Origin of the sequence: Geosporobacter subterraneus DSM 17957, from assembly GCF_900142145.1 — a bacterium.
In the GTDB taxonomy this organism is placed as follows: Bacteria; Bacillota; Clostridia; order Peptostreptococcales; family Thermotaleaceae; genus Geosporobacter; species Geosporobacter subterraneus.
This window is the reverse complement of sequence record NZ_FQZV01000060.1, coordinates 1-22,294: the sequence shown is the minus strand read 5'-3', so window position 1 is coordinate 22,294 and position 22,294 is coordinate 1. Positions and strand designations below refer to the sequence as shown.

At 40.9% G+C, this 22,294-nt stretch carries 18 protein-coding genes; 11 read left to right on the top strand and 7 right to left on the bottom strand.

The window, feature by feature from the left end; genetic code table 11:
- Positions 1-434: 434 nt before the first annotated feature.
- Positions 435-1,022, top strand: a complete 588-nt coding sequence (locus BUB56_RS16715) for a hypothetical protein (RefSeq protein ID WP_110942401.1) — start codon at positions 435-437, stop codon at positions 1,020-1,022.
- Between the two features lie 43 nt (positions 1,023-1,065).
- On the top strand, positions 1,066-1,365 hold the full coding sequence (locus tag BUB56_RS16710; RefSeq protein ID WP_110942400.1) for a hypothetical protein: 300 nt from the start codon (positions 1,066-1,068) through the stop codon (positions 1,363-1,365).
- A gap of 28 nt (positions 1,366-1,393) precedes the next feature.
- On the opposite strand, the gene BUB56_RS19550 is transcribed toward BUB56_RS16710, so the two are convergent.
- From BUB56_RS19550 to BUB56_RS19545, 4 genes are all read right to left on the bottom strand, one after another.
- Complete coding sequence (locus BUB56_RS19550; RefSeq protein WP_190014650.1) at positions 1,394-1,558, bottom strand: hypothetical protein; 165 nt, start codon at positions 1,556-1,558, stop codon at positions 1,394-1,396.
- Positions 1,559-1,595: 37 nt separating this feature from the next.
- Complete coding sequence (feoB, locus tag BUB56_RS16705; protein ID WP_110942399.1) at positions 1,596-3,455, bottom strand: ferrous iron transport protein B; 1,860 nt, start codon at positions 3,453-3,455, stop codon at positions 1,596-1,598.
- A gap of 25 nt (positions 3,456-3,480) precedes the next feature.
- Positions 3,481-3,699, bottom strand: a complete 219-nt coding sequence (locus BUB56_RS16700) for a FeoA family protein (protein ID WP_110942398.1) — start codon at positions 3,697-3,699, stop codon at positions 3,481-3,483.
- Positions 3,700-3,920: 221 nt separating this feature from the next.
- Entirely contained in the window at positions 3,921-4,073 is a 153-nt protein-coding gene (locus tag BUB56_RS19545) for a hypothetical protein (RefSeq protein ID WP_190014648.1), read from the bottom strand.
- A 261-nt stretch (positions 4,074-4,334) separates the two neighbouring features.
- Here BUB56_RS19545 and BUB56_RS16695 point away from each other — a divergent pair, with 261 nt between their 5' ends.
- Complete coding sequence (locus BUB56_RS16695) at positions 4,335-6,410, top strand: sigma 54-interacting transcriptional regulator (RefSeq protein WP_242946413.1); 2,076 nt, start codon at positions 4,335-4,337, stop codon at positions 6,408-6,410.
- 3 nt (positions 6,411-6,413) lie between these two features.
- Here the strand turns inward: BUB56_RS16695 and BUB56_RS16690 are convergent, their stop codons facing one another.
- Both BUB56_RS16690 and BUB56_RS19540 read right to left on the bottom strand, forming a co-directional pair.
- Entirely contained in the window at positions 6,414-7,847 is a 1,434-nt protein-coding gene (locus tag BUB56_RS16690; protein WP_110942397.1) for a hypothetical protein, read from the bottom strand.
- A gap of 165 nt (positions 7,848-8,012) precedes the next feature.
- The gene (locus tag BUB56_RS19540; RefSeq protein ID WP_190014646.1) at positions 8,013-8,177 is read right to left on the bottom strand and encodes a hypothetical protein; all 165 of its coding nucleotides are present in this window, start codon (positions 8,175-8,177) and stop codon (positions 8,013-8,015) included.
- A gap of 110 nt (positions 8,178-8,287) precedes the next feature.
- On the opposite strand from BUB56_RS19540, the gene BUB56_RS16685 reads away from it, so the two are divergent.
- The 7 genes from BUB56_RS16685 (at position 8,288) to gltB (ending at position 20,610) form a co-directional block, all read left to right on the top strand.
- Entirely contained in the window at positions 8,288-8,851 is a 564-nt protein-coding gene (locus BUB56_RS16685; RefSeq protein WP_110942396.1) for a SprT-like domain-containing protein, read from the top strand.
- Between the two features lie 55 nt (positions 8,852-8,906).
- Positions 8,907-9,800 (top strand): ADP-ribosylglycohydrolase family protein, encoded by an 894-nt coding sequence (locus BUB56_RS16680; RefSeq protein WP_110942395.1) that lies wholly within the window; start codon positions 8,907-8,909, stop codon positions 9,798-9,800.
- An 824-nt stretch (positions 9,801-10,624) separates the two neighbouring features.
- The gene (locus tag BUB56_RS16675) at positions 10,625-11,764 is read left to right on the top strand and encodes an efflux RND transporter periplasmic adaptor subunit (RefSeq protein ID WP_110942394.1); all 1,140 of its coding nucleotides are present in this window, start codon (positions 10,625-10,627) and stop codon (positions 11,762-11,764) included.
- On the top strand, positions 11,764-14,871 hold the full coding sequence (locus BUB56_RS16670; protein WP_110942393.1) for an efflux RND transporter permease subunit: 3,108 nt from the start codon (positions 11,764-11,766) through the stop codon (positions 14,869-14,871). Before BUB56_RS16675 ends, BUB56_RS16670 begins: the two co-directional genes overlap by 1 nt.
- 11 nt (positions 14,872-14,882) lie before the next feature.
- Positions 14,883-15,458 (top strand): TetR/AcrR family transcriptional regulator, encoded by a 576-nt coding sequence (locus BUB56_RS16665; RefSeq protein ID WP_110942392.1) that lies wholly within the window; start codon positions 14,883-14,885, stop codon positions 15,456-15,458.
- 23 nt (positions 15,459-15,481) lie between these two features.
- Positions 15,482-15,775: an eL24 family ribosomal protein gene (locus BUB56_RS16660; protein ID WP_110942402.1), complete on the top strand. Its 294-nt coding sequence runs from the start codon at positions 15,482-15,484 to the stop codon at positions 15,773-15,775.
- Positions 15,776-16,092: 317 nt separating this feature from the next.
- The gene (gene gltB / locus BUB56_RS16655; RefSeq protein WP_110942391.1) at positions 16,093-20,610 is read left to right on the top strand and encodes a glutamate synthase large subunit; all 4,518 of its coding nucleotides are present in this window, start codon (positions 16,093-16,095) and stop codon (positions 20,608-20,610) included.
- A gap of 49 nt (positions 20,611-20,659) precedes the next feature.
- Here the strand turns inward: gltB and BUB56_RS16650 are convergent, their stop codons facing one another.
- Positions 20,660-21,385 (bottom strand): HAD family hydrolase, encoded by a 726-nt coding sequence (locus tag BUB56_RS16650; protein ID WP_110942390.1) that lies wholly within the window; start codon positions 21,383-21,385, stop codon positions 20,660-20,662.
- Between the two features lie 396 nt (positions 21,386-21,781).
- Here BUB56_RS16650 and BUB56_RS16645 point away from each other — a divergent pair, with 396 nt between their 5' ends.
- Positions 21,782-22,153, top strand: a complete 372-nt coding sequence (locus BUB56_RS16645; protein ID WP_110942389.1) for a hypothetical protein — start codon at positions 21,782-21,784, stop codon at positions 22,151-22,153.
- Positions 22,154-22,294 lie beyond the last annotated feature (141 nt).

The following is a 22,294-nucleotide window of genomic DNA, read 5'->3' as shown; positions in this document are numbered from 1 at the left end:
ATATACTAGTGAGCAAGGAATAACCTATCGGTTAGAAAATTAAGCCTAGCGGCTTAGGTTTTAAAACGCGTCCTTAAGGACGCCTTTTTTATTGTCTAGGATATAATTCAATTCAAGAACTGGCCATAATTGGGTGCAATTTGATATTGATAAGTGGTTTCACTTTATTGCTCGACAGAATTTCATTAGAAGTGAATGAATACCTAAACCATACTGGTGTGAATGAATAATTGCCAAGAAATAAGGCTTTTAAAGAGAAATAAATCTTAAAAATCATACCGGAGGAGAATAACCTGTATTTCGAAATAGCTTCCTTTTTATGAAGAAATAGATGAAAAAAGAGTAATACTCGTGTTACAATAAAAATATGCGTGTAAAAATTTTAGTAGATGAATAGATGAAATCATAGACATTGATCTAAAGAGGAGACGGTTATGAAGGGCGAAAAAGCAGCTGTAGGAATACTGATTGTTATAATGGTTATTGTACTTGGCGGTGCTGTGGGAATCTTTGGAGGATATTATTTAAGCAGGGGAGCCAGTGCAGAAAGTACCCAGCAGGCAGCAGAAAATAGTGAGGTGGAGGCTGCTGCAGAGCCTCAGGAAGGGGTTAAAGAAGATACAACAACTCCGGCAGTGGAAGAAGCTATTGTAGAGAAACCTTTTTTGATTCCTGAAACAGAAGAGGTAGAGGTTTTTATTGAAACCTGGGGAACTTTAATTGAAAAGACCTGTAATGGAAGCATTGATCAGAAAAAGGCATCTCAACTGGTTTATCAATTGGCCAGCGAAGTCTATCGCAGAAATATTCCGGAAGGATATGGACCGCTGCGTATCAAAGGAATCATGGATAAGGGACTAGGGGCCTTTGAGGCAATACAGTTCTCTGAACCGATCTATGAGGGAAAAGAATATGCCATGGTAGATGTCACTGAGATTTATGCCAATGGAAATAACCGTTATCGGTTAAAGCTTGTAAAAGAGAATAATCAGTGGCGTTTTTCCGCTCAATTGAGTCTATAAAAACCATATCCTTGGTTCTTTTTTTCAAGGAGGCTAATGAAAGATGAGATTTAGAGTGCTTTCGATTATTCTAATATTGTTGTGTACGATCTATTATGTTTATGGCGATCATGCTTGGACAGGGAACCAAGAGCCCCATTATATGGCGATAGAGGATAAAAGGCCCTATGCTTTCATAGGGCAACCGGCAGCAATAACTGCAATGTCAGCAGTACCAATGAAGCTTCAATATCATAATGGAATTTTGAATCCGGAGGATTTTAACTTTACCTCCTTCATGTTGGTCAATAGCGGAATTGTCATTTTGATTCTGGTAGTCTTTTGGAATATTAAAAGAAAATAAAAAGGTTCTGCCCATTACGGCAGAACCTTTAATGTTTTTGTTCATCGGTTATGATTTTCATATTTAGGCTGCAGCCAGATTTGCAATCCCCGCATTGGGGGATTTCCTTCAGAACTGTATGGCATCTTGGACATCTCGGTTGCTTTTCCGTATCAGATACTTTATTTCCGCAGATAGGGCAAATAACCTCCATTGAAACCAAGCCTCCCCTATGATAGGTATATGATGGGTTACATCACCAGCTGCGCTAAAATCCCAGCAGTTAGGAAAGAGATTACAAAGCTTCCTACCCAGATTAGAGCAGATTCTTGCCAGCTTCTCTCCTTAAAGATTACCATGATTGCTGCAATACAAGGGACAAATAGGGTAATGGCTACTAAAGAGACGACTACTTGAAGGGGATTTAGAATACCCTGAGAGGCTAGATCATTTAACCCGGCAGCACCAAAATCACGACGAATGATACCCATGATAAAGGTTTGTGCCACTTCCTTCGGCAGCTTCAAAAAGCCTACGGTAATGGGGGCAAAAGCATCGGATATGGCATCCAGCGCACCGGTATATTGGAGAATCGTTACAACAACAGCACCTATTACAAACAAGGGACCTGCCTCGGCAATAAACATTTTAGATTTAATATATGTCTTTTTCAGAACATTGGAAGCAATAGGCAATCTCAGCGGAGGAAGGTCGATCAGTAGATCTGTAGACTCCCCAGGCATAATTTTATTTAGAATAGTACCGGTTAAAGCAAATACAATAAAAATGGTGATGCTATAGAGTAAAACAATTTGACCGCCGAGAGGAGCGATTAAGCCGATAATGACACCCAATTGGGCAGAGCATGGAATTGCAAGACCCAAAAGCATAGTGGCTATAAACCGTTCTCGTTTGGAACCCAATAAGCGGGTAGTAATGGTGGCCATAGTAACACACCCGAAACCTAAAATCATCGGAATGATTGCTCTTCCGTTGAGACCCAGATTGGTGAGCAGCCGGTCTACCAAAGCTGCAATTCTCGGAAGGTAACCGGAATCCTCCATGATAGAGAGGATGAAATAGAATCCTACAACCAATGGGAGCAATAAACCGAGAAGGTAAATGGGCGCCATGGTCAGAACCCCGAATTCACCGATAAGCAGCTCTCCTATGAAGGAACCTTCATCAATAAAGCGGGTTGTGATTCCCATAATGAAGTTATAGTAATATTCACCCATAATCACTTCTTCCGTGATACCAACAACGGTCTGGGCTACAAAAACTCCGATAAGCTGATAAGTAAGATATAGGGCTACAAATAAAATCGGTATAGCTGTCAGCGGCTGCAGCATCCAGCGGCCAAGCTTTGTTTTAAAGGATGCTCCCTGATTCGTCTGTGAAACCACCTGGTCAACAATTTGATCAATGCGATTTCTACGCAGTTTATAGATATATTCTCTCTGCCTATGCTCATTCTTAAGCATGTGCCTTTCGAGAATATTTTCATCTTCTTCCACTACCAGTAAGGCTTCTCCCATGGTATCCACTTGGTGAGAAACTGCATCTGCCAGAGCCTTTACTTCTGGAATTGGATTGCCCGGCTTTGCCCGGTCAAAGGCTTTCTTAATATTTTCAAAGCCTTCTTTTTTGATGGCTGTGGTGGGAATAACTTCTACTCCCAGCTCCTGGGACAATTTGATGATATCAATGCGAAGACCATTTCGCTTTACTTCATCCATCATATTGAGGGCGACCACAATGGGGATTCCCATATCAATCAGCTGTTGTGTCAGGAAAAGGTCACGCTCTAAATGCACGGCATCTACAACGTTTAGGATCACATCTGCATATAGAATGACATCTCTGGCTACCCGTTCCTCATCATTAAAGGAGGATACCCCGTATACCCCAGGAGTATCCATAACTACGTCATTTTGAAACTTGCCTACGCTGATATCTACGGTAGTGCCGGGAAAGTTGGATACATCTACATACATGCCGGTTAAGGCATTAAAAAAAACCGATTTACCTACGTTAGGATTACCTGCCAGAACGATTTTTCTTGCCCCTTCAGGTATAGACATATTGCACATGGGATTATGACAATGCATTACTGGACCTCCTTATATATGATTCCTAGATCGCTTTGATCGCAATTCTCTTCGCCAGATTTCTGCCAATGGCAATTTCCTGCATTCTGTTTTGAAGAATCACTGGCCCTGCCGGCAACTTTTCTGAACAAACCAGTCTTGCACCCTCGTAAATGCCTAATCGAATCGCCTGAGCCCGAATGGTTCCGTCAGGGATTGTGACTACTTCAATTTTCTGACCTTTTACGGCTAAGTCTAATGTCATTTTATTACCCCCTCATCATAGCATTAATAATAAATATGATATTAAAATGAAAATCATTCTCGTTAAAACAAGTAAAATTCATCCTTTTTTCTTCCAGTATTAGCATACACCTATTGAGAATGATTGTCAATATAAATGATAAAAATATCCTGTGAGATTTGTCACAGGATATTTTTATCATTTATATCGGTCTTGTTTTCCAGAATGTCTTTTGATTGATTTTATCGACAGCATATTTCTGCAGAGACTAGGGATGTCTGGTGCTGGAATACAAAATCTTTTTCACTGCTGTGGGTATAAGCTTTAGCTGCACCTCCACCGATGACAGTGACAGCCAGAAGTAGTGTGATGATACTATTCTGCAGCTTTTTCATAACGATCTCTCCTTTTTATATAGAAACTCCAAGGCTTTATATCGATCTGTATTATGACAGTTTAGATTGATTTTTCTAAAATCATTGTATTATATTTTATTATTCGCATTTTTCAATAAAACTATTGAAGCAGTTTTTATAAGCTTTTTCAAATCTTGACAGTATTTCATAAGAAACGAAATTGTCCATATATTATAAGAAAAAAGTCTTATGGTATAATAGAATATAGGATAGATTTGCGAATTTGAGGAGGCTGTGAAGGTGAAAGTAAAGGATTATCTTGGCAATAGACAGCAAAGCATTCAGGAAAAAGAAAAAATAGGAAATATTCACAATTTTATAGGCCAAGATCACCTGGGTTTTATTCCTGTACTAGACCATCTAAAAAGACCTGTAGGCATTATTGCTATAGAAACCATCATAAAGCTTCACAAAACTTGGAGCGACCATAAAGATAAGGAAATCAAAGCATTTATTTCGAAAGACTACGTGACGCTTTGGAAAGAGGATGCCATTGAGAAAGCCATAGAATATTATGAAAAACCTGTTTTGATTGTGGATGGGAACAATCAGTTTATGGGAATTTTAGATAAATCTAAGCTCATCAAGGATTATTTTCAAAAACAGCAGTTTTTGGTCAACGAATTGGCAACGATCTTAGATTCTACCCATAATGCCATCATTGCTATTAACAAACAAAATAGAGTTGTTGTCTATAATCATGGGGCCGAAAAACTCCTGGGAACCAAGGTGGCTGATGCAATCAACAAAGATATATACACCGTTTTGCCCGACTCCAAGCTGCCGGAGGTCATCCGTTCAGGGAAAAAAGAATTGGGCAAAGCAGAATCCTTTAATAAACACCAGTTAATTATCAATCGTACACCTATCATTAAAGACCAGGATATTGTCGGTGCTGTAGCCGTATTTCAGGATATTACGGATTTGAAAAGGGTGACTAAAGCGCTGGAGAATGAAAAGAACACCTCTGAGGTTCTAAAAATCATCATTGATAGTGCCTATGAAGGAATTGTAGTAGTAGATAAAAAAGGATATATTACGATGATGAATGCGCCCTATGCAGATTTTTTAAGGGTAAATAAGGAAGAGGTTATTGGAAGGCATGTAACAGAGGTGATAGATGGCACGCGGCTGCATATTGTTGTAGAAACAGGGAAGGAGGAGATTGGAGATATACAGCGGGTTCGGGGGAAAAATATTGTAGTCATGCGAATTCCTATTTTTAAAAATGGACAAGTCTCTGGAGCTATCGGAAAAATCATGTTTAAGGACCCAAAAGAAGTGGGGATTTTGGCTTCAAAAATTACCAAAATTGAAAAAGAGTTAAATTATTATAAGGATGCTCTCAAACAGGCAAGCAGCGCTCGATACAGCTTTAACAGCATTATTGGCGGCAGTGAAAGGCTTAGAGAAGCAAAATATTTGGCTGAGAGGGCTGCCCAAACCAATTCCAATGTATTGATTCGGGGAGAAAGCGGAACGGGAAAGGAGTTGTTTGCCCACGCCATTCACAGCTGCAGTCATCGGGCACCAAAGCCTTTTGTGAAGATTAATTGTGCTGCAATCCCATCAGAGCTGCTGGAGTCTGAATTGTTTGGCTATGAGGAAGGAGCCTTTACCGGTGCAAGACGGGGAGGTAAGATTGGAAAGTTTGAATCTGCCAATGGAGGCAGTATATTTCTAGATGAAATAGGCGATATGCCTTTAGCTATGCAGGCAAAGCTGCTGCGTGTACTCCAGGAGAAGGAAATTGAAAGGGTCGGCGGTGTAAGGAATATAGAAGTGGATGTTCGGATTATCGCAGCTACCCATAGAAATCTTGAAGAAATGGTTGCAAAAGGAGAGTTTAGAGAGGATCTGTATTATCGTCTTAATGTGATGAATATACAAATTCCTTCCCTTCGAGAGAGGCCGGAAGATATACCGATCATTGCCCGGCATTTGCTGGAAAAGCTGTCAGAACAGGTAGGCAATTATGTAGCAGGTATATCCAAAGAGGCTATGAACTGGTTGACACAATATGGATGGCCGGGAAATGTACGGGAGCTTGAGAATGTTTTAGAGCGAACAATTATCTTAGTAGATTATGGAAAGGAAATTCAGGAAGTACATCTGCCTATGTATTTACGTAAGGCGGAAAAAAGTCGTTTTGTACCCCAGGGAAAAGAATTAAAGGAGATCTTGGAGGAGGCCGAAAGGGAGGCAATCCTGAACTGCCTGCACCAAACGGGGGGAAACCGGTCAGAAACGGCAAAAATATTAAAAATAAGCCGATCTAGTTTATATGAGAGACTATGGAAATATGGCATAGAATAACACTTATTTATAGGGTCTGCTGTAATAACGGTCCACCACATAGAGAATGCCAAGCATGCCGGAAAAAAGCAGGAAAGAACTTATGAGAAACCGGGGATGCAGTAAGTTTTGGAGACGAATCTCTTCAAATCGGTTGCCCACATAGCTGAAAATCAAAGTGGGAGGGATGGTTAATGCAGTCACAATCCCTAATTTTAGTGAAAAACGACTTTGACGCTTGTTTTCCAAAAAATCGTCCAGCTCATCCAGTCCCTGTTTTACTTCTGCATAAAGGATATCATTATCAAAGAGCCGGAACCAGTGCTTCCATATCCCCATGCCCAGCTCTGCATTAGTAATCTGGGTGAACCAAGCAGTGTTGGTGAATTTCAGTATTTCGAAGCGAATATGCTCAATCTGATTTTTATCGCTCAAAATAGACTTTATCATGCTGAGCTTGCGGCAATAATTGATCAAGGAAATCCGCTGGTAGAGAGCCAGCAGAAAAATATCCAGATAATAGGTTGAAAAATAATTTGGGATATAAGCTGCATCTGCATTTGGAGGAATAATCCTGCCCGATGGATCGCGATCCATTGACAGTAGTACGCCGCCTTCCTTGCTAAAACCGTAAATAGAGGATTTATGTCTGGAGTAATAGATCGCCTCTTCCTCTTGAGGCGAGATAACATGAGTATTTTCCTGATAAGGATAATAATGGCTTAAGCCTCTTAAGGCTTCTAAGAGATCCAGACGCTGGTATATCCATCGGTTGTCTGTTAGCGAATGTCGGTTTAAGCATACGTAGGTATAAAACAAAAGGCGGTCCATATAAATGTTATAATGGGTGCTGTAAACATGAGAATGGTAGATCTCATTCAGCAATTCCTCTAACAGGTTCTTTACCGTAACAATGCGGTCCCTGCTCTTTTGGATAAGGGTCGCCACCGGAGAGCCCTGATATAAGGGGCGGATAGGACGCAGCAATTGGTTGATAGTAATCACATCATTGAGAGTCAATCCTTCCACATCGGGACTTATTTCGAAAAAAAGAAACCCTACACCCCCGTTAAACACTTTTAAGCAGATATTTTCAAAGGATAAATCATATTCTGCAGCATCTCCGCTTAGATGAAATTTTCTGTATTTCTCTAAGTCTTCAGGCTTCATGACAAAGTCCAGACTGGAAAGCTCTTGCAGGATGCTGGCAGACTGCTTACCGATAGCCTCATATTCTGTAGAACTGCAGTACATGGTTGGAAATAGAAATTTAATGATATGAGGGAGAAAGTATTCTGTACGGAGTCGGTCTGCTTCTACGTTATGCTGATATACCTTAAGCTGCCATTGACTCTGGGGGCATAGGAGGGACTGAACAATTTGACCGTGTTGTGGGTCCTCATAAATAAAGGGATGAACAAAGATAAGCTTACAGCTGTGAACACAAGGTTGTTCCATATCAGGTCCTCCAAGCAGGGGTTAAAATATTCAGATTATTTTTTAAAATAGAGCAGGATTTTTTATACCCTCGTAGAATAAGATATAGCATGAAAGAAACTACTCCTTTCTTTCAAGTTCGGAAACTGCTATGGAATGGGGCACCTTTAGGGTGCCCAATTTTTTTTATTGCAAATCTTGCTGTTGTTTCCTTTTTTGAACCAGAGCCTCTATTTCATCACCGTTATATACATGTTCCTGGGTAAAGCTAATGCCTACCCCGACCTCTTCTCGTTCTAAGGAACTAGGAATTTTCTTCCCTACAATTCCTTTTTTGGTTTTTCTCGTCATGAAGATCCTCCTCCCTGATGCAATAAAGTAATGCTGCTTTATGATTACATAGCGTATAATAGTATTATGTGCAGAGGCAAAAGAAACATACTTATGACGAGGAGCGAAAAATGGATCATCAGGATTTCTTCATTGAAAAGCTTATGGCTGGAATTAAAGAAGCCTCTTTATTAGAGGAAGATGAGCTTTATAATTTAGCAAATCAGATCTATGTATATTATGCAGGAGAAGATTTTTTAGGTCTGGTAACATGGTCAAACCGTTTAAGAACCTCCGGTGCCAATATACGGTACAATAGGTCCCAGCAAAATGCACATATACAGGTTAACCGATCCTATGTTGAAAAATTTGGAAAAACAGAACTTATAGAGATTCTGAAGCATGAGTTAACCCATTATTACCTTTATAAAAGGAAGAAGTGGAAGCATGGCCACGGACCGGAATTTGTAAAAACCCTAAAAGAGATATTTAAAAGTGACTGTGTTGCGGCAAAATATAACGAGGAGATTTATCGATACCATTATTATTGCCAAACCTGTCACGGAGTTTATAAGAGTACCAAAAGGATTTATCGGAAGATTTTTTGCGCAAAGTGTGTGAAAAATGATCAAGGCAAAATGAAAGATCAATATCAAATGAAGATCAGGGACTCAGACACCATATCCAGAAAATAGAAACTGATATATAATAAGGAATAGAAATCTTTTGTCGGTGTACAGGAGGAAGGCTATGGATTTGGAAGACAAAATCAGGGGTATGTTATTCGGATTGGCATTGGGAGATGCTTTGGGGGGACCGCTTGAATTTATGAAGGAAGAGGATATTCGCTGGCAGTTTGGAATCGTAGAGGATATGATCGGCGGCGGATGGCTAAAGCTGGAGCCCGGTGAAACCACCGATGATACAGCGATGACACTGTGCGTTGTAAAGGGAATCATGGAAAATAAAGAAGAGCCTATAGACGCCATTGGTAAGTATTTTATGGAGTGGTATGCATCGGAACCAAAGGATATTGGTATGGGAACCCGACATGCTTTAGAGGCTTATCAGGTACACCGGAACTGGATAAAGGCCGGTGAAGCGGCACATACAGCCAGCGGAGGGCGATCCGCAGGAAATGGAGCCCTTATGCGCTGTGCCCCAGTGGCTTATTTTTATAGAGATGATTACGAAAAAATGATAGCCGTAACGAAAGCCCAATCCCAAATGACCCATATAGATCCCTTGGGAATAGAAGCCTGCTGCATCAATAACCATATTGTCTGGGAACTGCTGCAAGGCAAGGCACTAGAGGAAGGCGTTCAAACAGCTCTGGAAAAATACGACATCCAAGGACGCTACCGGGATTGTATCGAGAGAACTGTACAATATCAACAATTAAATCCCAGCGGATTTGCAGTAGATACGCTGCGCTGCAGCTTATACGCCCTGATGAATACCGGAGATTTTTATGATGCGGTAGTAACTGCCGTAAATATGGGGGGCGATGCGGATACCATCGGAGCAGTGACAGGAGCCATTGCAGGAGTACATTATGGCTACGCCGCTTTACCGGCCATATGGGTTTATCAGCTTAAGGATTTCCACGAAATAGATGCGCTTTGTGAAGCTATTATGGATTGAGGATATAAGAAAGAGAGGTTGCCCTCTCTATTAAAATGAATGACAAAAGAAGAAGGATGCACTGGCATCCTTCTTTGTATATAATCCCGTTGACAGACAATACTGAGTGGCGGGGTTCCACGCCCGCCATAATCGTAATTTGAAAATAGGATTGACTTTCTAATACGAATATATCTCCAAAAAACCTTCTCCTTTTCCATGATAAGTCCCGTCCCTTAAGGCAAGCTGTACATTCTTATAGTCCAATGCCGTCGGCGAAGGCACTGTCTCTGCTGCAGATACAGTATAGTCAGATTGGGGCTCTGCATCGTAAGCATTGCATAAGGCTGTGATAAAACCAGCACTGGTTTTTGCTGCCTATCCATATGTGCTTTGCTTCTTTCTATATGTGTATACAATACGCAAGTATCATGCCAAATTAATCAATCAAGAAAAAACATTGATTTTACGGGGCCTAAGGACGGTGGGGAAATAAATTATCCACTAGGACTAAAAACGGAGAGAAAAAATGTATCAAAATAGGGCGTGTATTTATAAGATATGCTTTTTATGTACTAAAATAGGACAAAACTTATTTAGTCTATGGAAATGTGATTCATAATAAGACGTTAAAATCTATTTTTAAAAGAAATGGGCGATATATATCTTTCGTTTTAAGGATATTTCTGAGCTGCAGGTAATAGATATTGATCAACTGCTTTATTTAGCATAAATGAAAACTCCATATTTACAGTAACTGAAAAGAAGCGTATAATTAATTGTGATGACTGACCAGTCAGTTCAAAATATTGCTGATAATATGGTGAATGAAGTGGAGGAAGACGATGAAAAAGAAAATAATCGCAATACTAATGGTATCTACGTTATTGACGAGTTTTCTTGCAGGATGTACAGGAAAAAAGGCTGGGGAAATAGATACGCAAGTAAAGGAAGAAGAAATGTATACACCGGTTGAAACTGAAAAGGTAGTACTTAGGACGATCGCCAATGAAATCAGCTTTAGTGGTAAGGTAGAAGCCAACAGAGAGGTCAGTGTGGTACCTAAAATGCCGGGAAAGGTTACAAGTGTACAGGCAAAAGTAGGTTCAACAGTAACCCAGGGGACGATTCTTTTTGTAATGAATCAGGAAGATATTCAAAAACAGGTGGATCAGGCTCAAATATCAGTGGCCTCTGCTAAAGCAAATTATGCCCGTACAGAGGAACAGGTAAATAATGCTAAGGTGAATTTAGAAAGAACAAGACAGCTTTATGAGCAAGGAGCCGTACCTTTGAGCCAGTATGAGCAGGCGGTATTAGCAGCATCTGAAAGGCCTCTGGAGACAGCCCGAATTCAGATAGAGCAGGCAGAACTGGCTTATCGACAGGCTTTAGATAGCTTGAAGGATGCATCTGTAGTTTCACCTATTAGTGGAACCGTTTCAGCAGTGAATATTGAAGTAGGGGAAATGGCTTCTACGGCCCAACCGGCAGTGATGGTTGTAGATATGAGCAGGCTTTTTGTGAAAATTGATGTTCCGGAGAATATGATCAATGATGTAAAGCTGGGGCAGCCGGTAGATATCCTTATCCCAGCGGCATCGGAGGAGAAGTTTGCAGGTAAGGTGGAAACCATCAGTCCTATTGCCAATGCAGCAACGAATCAGTATACGGTGCAGATCTACATTGAAAATAAGGAACAGAGAATCAAGCCAGGGATGTTTGCAAAAATACAGCTGAATACGCGTTTGAAGGAAAATGTGATTGCAGTAAGGGGAGAGACCGTTGTTCAAAAAGGAGCAAGAAGTCTCGCCTATATTGTTGTAGATGGGAAGGCGGTTGAGCGAGAAGTAAAGAAGGGGATCGATACGGGCGCCTTTGTTGAGATCCTTGAAGGATTAAAACCAGGAGATGAGGTTATTGTTAAAGGTCAGCATTATGTAGAAGAAGGATCAATTGTCAAAGTCGTAGGGAGTGATCAATAATGAATCTGTCTAGTTTTTCAGTTAGAAGACCTGTTACCATTATTATGATGACCTTGATTGTGATCGTACTCGGGGTTATATCTTTGACGAGAATCCCAATTGATTTAATGCCCAAGATAGAGGTGCCGGTAGCCATTGTAACCACTTCCTATAGCGGTGTTGGTCCTCAGGAAATTGAAGAGCTGATAACACGACCTTTAGAAAATGCTGTTGCAACCGTAAGTGGTATTGATACCCTCCAATCCATTTCCACAGAGGGAAGTTCTTTGGTCATTGCTCGATTTGACTTTGGGACAGATATGGATGATGTGGCCATGGAAATGCGGGAAAAGGTAGACCTGGTCAAGGGGATGCTTCCTAGTGACGCCAGTACGCCAATGGTGATGAAAATTGACCCCAATGCCCAGCCGATTGTGCAGCTGGCTTTGACCGACGGAGATGATTTGGCAAAACTTCAGGCTTTTGCAGAGGATACGGTGAAACCTCGATTGGAAAGATTGCCAGGGGTTGCCTCTGTTAATGTATCCGGTGGATATACGGATCAAATTGAAATTGCTATCAATCAAGAAAAGTTAAAGGGCTACGGTCTTACGGTAGATCAGCTTGCCCAAGTACTGCGAACAGAGAATTACAGTGCCCCTACAGGAGAAGTAAAAACGGGAGCACAGAAATTAACGATCCGAACTACTGGTGAATTTAAATCTATTGAGGAAATCCAAAAGCTCCCGATTTCTATACCCGGGGGAACGAGGGTACTTTTAGAAGATATAGCAACGGTTACAAAGAAATATAAGGATGAAACTTCTATTTCTAGAACCAATGGAAAGAAAAGCATCAATGTGTCTATGCAGAAGCAATCAGGAACCAATACGGTAACGGTTGCCAATAAAATAGCACAAGAATTAGAAAAGCTTAAAAAGGAATTTCCAGAGGTTGATATTGTAACCGTTATGGATCAATCCACTTATATCAAAGATGCCATTGGAAATGTAAGCAATAGTGCAATGATGGGTGCAATCCTGGCCATTGTCGTTCTATATATGTTCTTAAGGAATCTACGAACAACCTTTATTATTGGTGTGGCAATTCCGGTTTCTGTGGTTGCTACCTTTATTCTGCTTTTCTTTAATAATATCACCATCAATATGATGACCTTAGGAGGACTCTCCCTAGGGATTGGTATGCTGGTGGATAACTCCATTGTTGTTTTAGAAAACATCTATCGATATAGGCAGCTGGGATATTCGAGAATAGATGCGGCAGTAAAAGGGGCTCAAGAAGTTGGCATGGCTGTTGTAGCTTCTACTTTAACGACGGTAGCTGTATTTCTGCCTATTGCATTTACGGAAGGGCTTGTTTCTATCTTATTTAAAGAGTTGGCATTAACTGTAGGTATGTCTTTGGGAGCCTCTCTCATCATATCTTTAACCTTAGTGCCTATGCTCTCTTCAAAACTGCTGAAGGTAGACAATGTGGAAGGTAAGGGTCGTCAAGGAAGATTCAAATTGTTCAACTTTTTATATAACGCCTTTGATAAGGGTTTTGAAAAAATAGAAAAAGGATATAAAAGATTATTATCAGGTGCACTGCATCGGAGAAAGACTACGGTCTTTGTTGCATTTGTCATTTTTGTAGGCAGTATGGCCTCTATAGCTGCGGTAGGTATGGAATTTTTTCCTGCTTCTGATGAAGGGCAGTTTTCAATCTCCATCCAAATGCCCAATGGCTACGAGTTGGAAAATGTAGATGAATTAACCACAAGGATAGAGGGAATGCTGGAAGGGATAGAAGAGATAGAGACTGTATTTACAAGTGTTGGATCTTCCGGGAATTCTTTTAGAAATTCTGGTTCTAATAGAGCTTCTATCAACGTGGTGCTGAAGAAAATGGCGGAGAGAGAACGGCAGACCATTGAAGTTGCTGATCAAGTAAGGAAAATGATAAAAGATATTCCGGGGGCAAAACTGGGTGTAAGTGCATCCAACTCTATGTCCTTTAGTGGTGGTTCTCCTATTGATATTAAGATCAAGGGAGATGACTTAGATACGCTTAAGAAAATTGGCGAGGACATCAAAAATATGGTGATGTCTGTTGAAGGAACAAGAGAAGTAAAAAATAGTCTGGAGGAAGGAATTCCTGAGGTTGAGATTCAGGTCAATAGAGACATCGCTACCCAATATGGATTGACTGCTGCACAGATTGCATCTGCTGTAAAGGGAACAGTGGCAGGTCAGACTGCCACGAAATACCGAATGAATGGAGATGAAATTGATGTGGTTATCAAAGGAGATCCGATTTTCCAAGAAAGCCTTTCAAATCTGGGGCAGATATCCGTTTCTTCCAGCCGAGGAAGTGTACCTTTAAATCAGGTTGCTCAGATTGCGGTAGTACAAGGGCCGATCTCCATTAATCGAGAGGATCAGGTACGTGTTACCCAAGTAAATAGCCAAATTATAGGAAGGGATCTAGGAAGCATTAGCCGGGATATCCAGGCAAAACTTGCAGATTATCCGATGCCTAGCGGGTATACCTATGAACTTGGCGGCGAAAATCAGCAAATGATGGAGGCATTTCAAAATCTAGTGCTGGCATTGGGCTTAGCGATTATCATTATATATATGATTATGGCAGCTCAATTTGAGTCCTTAGTCCATCCATTTACGGTTATGTTTTCTGTGCCACTAGCGATTTCAGGAGGTGCCTTAGCCTTATTCATTACAGGAAGAACCCTAAGCGTTACAGCGCTGATTGGGGTAATCATGTTAGCAGGGATTGTTGTAAATAATGCGATTGTATTGGTAGACTATATTAATACACGTAGGCGTGAAGGAGAAGAAAGAAATGAAGCCATTGTGAATGCAGGGCCGATTCGTTTAAGACCCATTCTTATGACTACGCTGACTACTGTATTAGGTCTATTGCCTTTAGCCCTTGGCATTGGAGAAGGTGCAGAAGCACAGGCCCCTATGGCTACGGTAGTAATTGGCGGCTTAACATTATCAACCCTATTGACCCTTGTGTTTGTACCTGTGATGTATACGCTGTTTGATGATTTTAAAAGCTTTATCAAACGCAAACTATTTAGAAGAAAATCAGTTCAAGCGTAAGGGAGGATACTATGACAGCAGTAAAGGATCGAAGGACGGAGATATTGCAAGCATCCGTGAAAATCTTTTCAAAACAGGGATTTCACGATGCAAAGATTGATGATGTGGCACAAGCAGCAGGGGTTGCAAAGGGTACCGTATATCAATACTTTTCCAGCAAACAGGAATTGTTCCAAGAGATGATCAAGTATGCAGTAGAAAGATATACATTCATCGTGAAAGAAATTGTATACGGCGAAAATGATATTGAAGAAAAAATATATGCTTTGGCTGTCAAACATGGTGAATTTTTAAAAGAGCACATTGAGATGGCAGAAGTTGTTCCACATCAAGTAAATGTATCGAAGGAGATGCGTCTTTGGATTATGGAACAAAAAAAACATCTTTTTCTATTACTTGAGGAAATGATAGAAAATGGAAAAAATAGAGGAGAAATCAGGAAAGATGTAGATAAAGAAATAGCAGTAATATCTATCATGGGCTCGCTCTTTCTATATTACGAAAAAGAACTAAGAGAGCATAGAGGAATGCCGCAAAGATCTGAGCCAAAGCCTTTGGTGGAATTTTTAATGAGGGCATTGCATTAGATCGAGGAGGATATGAAGTGGGTATGTTGACGGAGTTTTTGTGGTCCATGATGATTTTTTTATTGGCAGTGCGTATTATGGGGGTAGTAGTAAGACTCTTAACCAATAGGGCGAAAACACAGGAAAAGATCCCTAATCAAAAGACAATGGAAAAAGAAGAAAAAGCAGCATCTATCGAAATCGTGCAGGACATAGTTTGCGGGAATGATGTTCCAAAGCATAAGGCCTATCAAGTGATTCGAGACAATGAGATCCATTATTTCTGCAGCTGGAACTGCAGACAGAAATTTATTGCAGAGGATCGAAAGGATTTGTAGTTTTAATGACCATAAAAAACCTTCCAGAATTATTGTGGAAGGTTTTTTAAAATACAAATCTAACAAACAACAAAGAAAAAAAATTAGGAAAACGTTTATATATATGCAGAAAAATGAAATATTGATACCATAAAACCTGCAAAAACTCACAATGAAAAGGTTTGCACAGATTGATGCAAACCTTTATTTTATTAGCTTTGAAAAGGTATTGATATGAATTTAAAATAATGGTAAAATAGGGTTTATATTATAAAAATTCATAATTCTAAAAATTCAAAAAATAAGAAGGATTTAATTTTGGAAAGGATTGATGAAAGATGGGACAAATTGGTTTGCCAGTAGACCAGGGCCTTTATGATCCAGGGATGGAAAAGGACAGTTGTGGTGTAGGCTTTATAGCCCATGTGAAGGGACAGAAAACCCATGATATCCTGACTCAGGGTCTTCAGATTTTAAAAAGGCTGAAACACAGAGGTGCAGTAGGTGCTGATGCCAGTACCGGTGACGGAGCGGGAATATTGATTCAGATTCCCCATGATTTCCTTGTTCAGGAAACAAAAGAGCTAGGCTTTACACTTCCTGAGCCCATGGACTATGCAGTAGGTATGGTATTTCTCCCCCAGGAACCCAATGCCCGGTTATTCTGCGAAGGTATTTTTGAGCGAATTTTGCGGGAAGAGGGACAAAAGCTGTTGGGCTGGAGAGAAGTGCCGATTAACGAAAATGCCTGTGGTATTTCTGCAAAAGCTACTAGGCCTGTGGTAAGTCAGATTTTTATCGGCAGGGGAAACCAACCCATAGAGGCATTTAAAAGAAAATTGCTGGTAGTACGGAAGTCTGTGCAAAATGCAATTCGAAAGGCCAATAGACCTTATACGGATAATTTTTATGTCTGCAGCTTATCCATGGAGACAATCGTCTATAAAGGACAGATTTTAGGATATATGCTGGAAGCCTTTTATACAGATTTACAAAATGAATTAGTAAAAACCGCTGTGGCTGTAGTCCATGAACGCTACAGCACCAATACATTCCCTTCCTGGAAGCTGGCCCATCCTTTTCGATATGTGGCCCACAATGGAGAAATCAATACCCTAAGGGGAAATATCAACTGGATGAATGCTCGAGAAGGCGTTATGTACTCCCCAAGCTTCGGGGAAGATTTTAAAAAGATTCTGCCGGTTATTGAACCCGAGGGAAGTGATTCTTCCAGCCTGGATAATATCTTTGAACTCTTCCTGGCCAACGGACACCCCCTGGAGCATGTAATGATGATGTTGATTCCAGAAGCTTGGCAGGAAAACAACAGGATGGATAGACAAATTAAAGGCTTTTATGAATATCACGCCAGAATCATGGAATCCTGGGACGGACCTGCAGCACTTGTATTTACCGATGGAAATAAGATCGGTGCCACCATGGATCGAAATGGTCTTCGGCCCTTACGCTATACGATTACGAAGGACGACTTTGTCATTATGGCTTCTGAAACTGGGGTTATTGATGTTGCACCGGATAACATTCTGCAGAAAGGCAGCTTAAAACCCAGCGAGATGATCGTAGTGGATATGGAAAAAGGATGGATTTTTAAGGATCAAGAGATTAAAAAGGAGATTTCCGGAAGAAGACCTTATGCTGAATGGATAGGCCAAAACAAATTAACTTTGGATGATTTGGAAGCCCACAATGAAATTCGAAAAATGAACCGGGAAGTATTGCTGACCCACCAGAAGGTTTTTGGCTATACGGAGGAAGAACTGCAGCATGTGGTGGCAGCCATGGCTGAAAGCGGAGAAGAACCTATCAGTGCTATGGGCATTGATATGCCTTTAGCTATCCTATCCAGCAGACCCCAGCTTTTATTTAATTACTTCAAGCAGAAATTTGCCCAAGTGACGAATCCGCCCATTGATCCCATTCGGGAAAAGATCGTCATGTCTCTTGTTCAGTACATTGGAAAGCATGGTCAATTGTTAGATGAGATCGAAATTGATAAAAAGAGAAATTTTATTGAGTTAAAAAGTCCCATACTAAAAAATGATGAACTGGAGAGATTAAGACATTTATATTCAGAGGATTTTAAGGCCATCACACTGCCAATAACCTTTCCCATTGACGGAGGGAAGGATGGACTAAAAAATGCCCTGGAAAGTCTATGCAAGCGGGCTGAAGAGAATATCAGAAACGGCTACAATATCCTGGTTATTAGCGATACCAATCTGGATCTATACAATGCACCAATTCCTAGTCTATTGGCCTTAGGGGCAGTTCATCATTATCTCATTCGAAAAAAGCTTCGCACCCAGGTGGACTTGGTGATGGAGTGCGGTGACGCCCGAGATGTCATGCATATGGCCCTGCTGATTGGATATGGGGCAAAGGCAGTTAATCCATATATGGCACTGGAATCCATTCGCCATATGGTAAAAAACAAGCAGTATATTGGGGAAATGGAGCTGGAGGAAGCCTATAAGAACTACTGCAATGCCATTGCCCAGGGATTGCTGAAGATCATCTCAAAGATGGGGATTTCTACGCTGCAAAGCTATCATGGTGCACAGATATTTGAAGTGCTGGGAATTCACCAGGAAGTAATCGATGCATATTTTACGGGTACCTCCTCCAGACTTTCGGGAATTGGACTGGAATTGATTGCAGAAGAGGTAATCATCCGCCATACGGAAGCCTATGGATTCGTCAACAATCTCAAACGCCAACTAGAAGAAGGGGGAGAGTTCTTCTGGAAATCCGGCGGTGAATATCATATTTTGAATCCTAAGCGTATTGATAAGCTTCAAAAAGCCTGTAGAAATAACAACTATGAAATGTACAAGGAATATGCAGAAGGTGTAAATAGTCCAAGAGAAGGCATTGCAACAATCCGGGGACTGCTGCAGTTTAAGGCCCAAAAGGGTATTGAACTGGATGAGGTGGAACCGGTTGAAAGTATTGTAAAGCGCTTTACATCGGGAGCCATATCCTTTGGATCCATTAGCAAGGAAGCCCATGAGACCCTAGCCGTTGCTATGAATCGTTTGGGAGGAAAAAGCAATAGCGGGGAAGGGGGAGAGGATACAAAACGATACTACTCAGATATAAATGGAAATATTCGGAGAAGTGCAGTGAAGCAGATTGCATCAGGCCGATTTGGCGTGACGATTGATTATCTGGTAAACTGTGATGAGATACAAATCAAAATGGCCCAAGGGGCAAAGCCTGGTGAGGGTGGTCATTTGCCGGGCAAAAAAGTTACTGCTGAAATCGCAAAAATACGCCATGCTATCCCAGGAATTGATTTAATTTCACCACCTCCTCATCATGATATATACTCCATCGAAGATCTGGCACAGCTAATATTTGATCTAAAAAATGCGAACCCTACAGCGCGGATCAATGTGAAGCTGGCTTCAAGCATTGGAATTGGAACCATTGCTGCCGGTGTTGCAAAGGGCTATGCAGATGCCATCACCATCTGCGGTCATGATGGCGGAACCGGTGCAGCTCCCATTAGCTCAATGAAGTATGTGGGGATGCCTTGGGAGCTAGGGTTAGCAGAGACACAGCAGACTTTGCTGCTCAATGACTTGCGAAGCCGCGTAACCTTGCAGGTGGACGGGAAAATGAGCACAGGACGGGATGTGGTAGTTGCTGCACTGCTGGGAGCAGAAGAATATGGTTTCTCTACGGCCTGTCTGATTGCCAGCGGATGTATTATGTGCAAAAAATGCAATCTGAATAAATGTCCTGTAGGGATCGCAACCCAGGAAACAAAATTGCGTGAAGGATTTAAAGGAAAGCCGGAGCATATAATTGCCTACTTTAACTTTGTAGCCCAAGAAGTACGTGAGATTATGGCAGAGTTAGGCTTTAGGACAATTGATGAGATGATTGGAAGAGTTGATATACTGGAACCCCGTATGGTTAACAACCATAAGGCAAAGCATTTAGATATAGAGCCGATCCTGTACAGACCGGATTTGCCATCTAAAATTGAAGGCAAGTGTACCATCGGGCAAAAAAACCAGACGGAAAATGTATTGGATAGGGAATTGATTCAAGCGGCAGCAGAAGCGCTATTGAATAAAAAAGCGGTAGCTAAAACACTGCCGATTGCCAATACCAACCGATCCATTGGAGCCATGCTCAGCGGAGTGATTGCACAGCAGTATGGATATAAGGGGTTGCCGGAGGATACCATTCAGTTTGACTTTATAGGCTCCGCTGGGCAGAGTTTTGGAGCCTTTGGTGTGAGCGGCTTAACCCTTCGATTAGAAGGAGATGCTAACGACTATCTCGGAAAAGGACTATCGGGAGGCAAGATCATTGTAACACCCCCTAAAGGAAGCAGCTTCCCATCAGACAAAAATGTGATTGCAGGAAATACTTTGCTGTATGGAGCCACCTCTGGAGAAGTGTATATCAATGGGATGGCAGGCGGACGGTTTGCAGTCCGAAACAGTGGAGCTACTGCAGTCATAGAGGGAATCGGTAGTCATGGCTGTCAGTACATGACCGGTGGGATAGCAGTAATATTGGGAGAGATCGGGGACAATTTTGGTGCGGGCATGAGCGGCGGTATAGCTTATATACTGGATGAGGCAGGAGACTTGTCTGCCAAGGTAAATCCTCAAATGGTTACCATTGAAAGTCTGGCGGAAGAAGATGTTCAGATACTCAAAGGCTTGCTCCAAAAGCATGTGCAGTATACAGGAAGTGCAAAGGCAAAAGAAATTCTGGAGCACTGGAAGGAATACGGCACCAAAATATTCAGAGTAAGTTCCCCTTCCTATTTGGCAGCGATCAGAGGCAAAGAATCAGTAAATCAAGCAGTATAACAACAGCCCTCATGGTGAAGGTATTATCATCATGAGGGCTGTTGTTATTCTATAAAAACTCTACATCGGCATTCAGCTTATATATGACATCCTTTCTTTCCACCACGATCAATGCTTTTTTGCGAAGCTTAGGATCCAGCTGAATATTCTGCAGAAGTTCCTTTGTCGGGTTGATGGCGATAGGGTGGCCTACCATGGCCAGCATGGATAGGTCACCATTTGTGTCTCCATAGGAGTAACTGCTTTCTAAATCGATGTTATATTGCTCAACAAAATCTAAAATAGCCTTCTGTTTATTGGAAGAGTCCCACATTTGTATGATTTCACCGGTATAGTTTCCATTTTCATCGGTTAGATACTCTGTTCCCCGATAATCCTCCACCTCATATTTTTTTGCCATCTTTGACACCAAATAAGAGGGACTGCCGGAGATGAAAAGAATTTTGTGATTATGACATTTATGCCATGCGATTCGTGCTCTTGTATAGCGATAGACACGATCCCCTTTTTGACTAATCACCTGGTTGGTTATAAACTCCATCTGCTGGCTGTTGAGTCCTTTCATGGACTCAATATAAATGTTGGCAATTTCCAGCAGATAATCATCATAATTTCCCTGCCGTTTATCCCAATTTTGATAGGTTTGCTTCGCATTACGATGCCAAAGGGTTGCATCGATCACCTCATATTTCATTAGTTTTTTAAAATGCTCCACCATTAGGGAATCTCTATAAAGGGTACCATCAATATCAAAAAAAGCGGCAATTGTCTTCATAATAACCTCCCGAGTCGATATGAAATTTATTTAATATATGCCTGCGGGCTTGGATGATAGTACAGCATATCATAAAAGCATGTAGAAAAAGCCAACTTTCTCTTGCAGAAGAGTATGAATTTCACAAGGTTTATGGATCATAATTTTAATGGACGATACAGGTTGTATAGTATATAGGGTCCAGTTTTTTAGCGTTAAATATCATAATTCTTTTTAAAATCCAAAAACCCTTTTTCCTTCGCTTATCTATCCGTAAAATCTACTATTCCCTAATAAGGATAAATCCATCATAAAAAAACCTTCAGGATCTTTATTATTTTTATCAATAGAGAAGGTGTTTTCTGAAAAGATATCTGGGTAAAAATATGGCAAGAAAAAGGAAAAGGTGGGATGAATATGACAAGTGCAGTTTTTGTTGCAGCCATGATTACGTTTTTGATTTTCGTTACAGTGGAAAACTTGAGACGGGATTTCCTCTTTCGTAACATTAAAATGATCAACGAGGGTTTGAGACAATTCATCTCCGAATACCTTGGCGATACGAGACGCTTTGACATATTTATGGTAAAACATCTTCGGGAGCGGATTATGGAAGATTTTGTCCAAAAAGAAGGTCTAGAGACTTTTGAATTGTCCATGATTGACAGCAGTACTTTAAAAATTGTTTATGAAATCGATGGAGAAGTAGAAGAACTGAATGTAACTACAGATTTTGGCAGAGTGGAAATCAAAGAGAATCCTTTTTTTCATGAAGCAGATTATTATTAAACCTGAATTATTCATCATAATTTATCCAGCATTGCTTCGTGCCGCATAGTTACAGTAGTTTTGCATTATTATTGGTTTCACTTAAAAAGTGAAACCAATACAATAGAAAAAGAGTTTCAACTTTGTTAAAATGAAGTCACC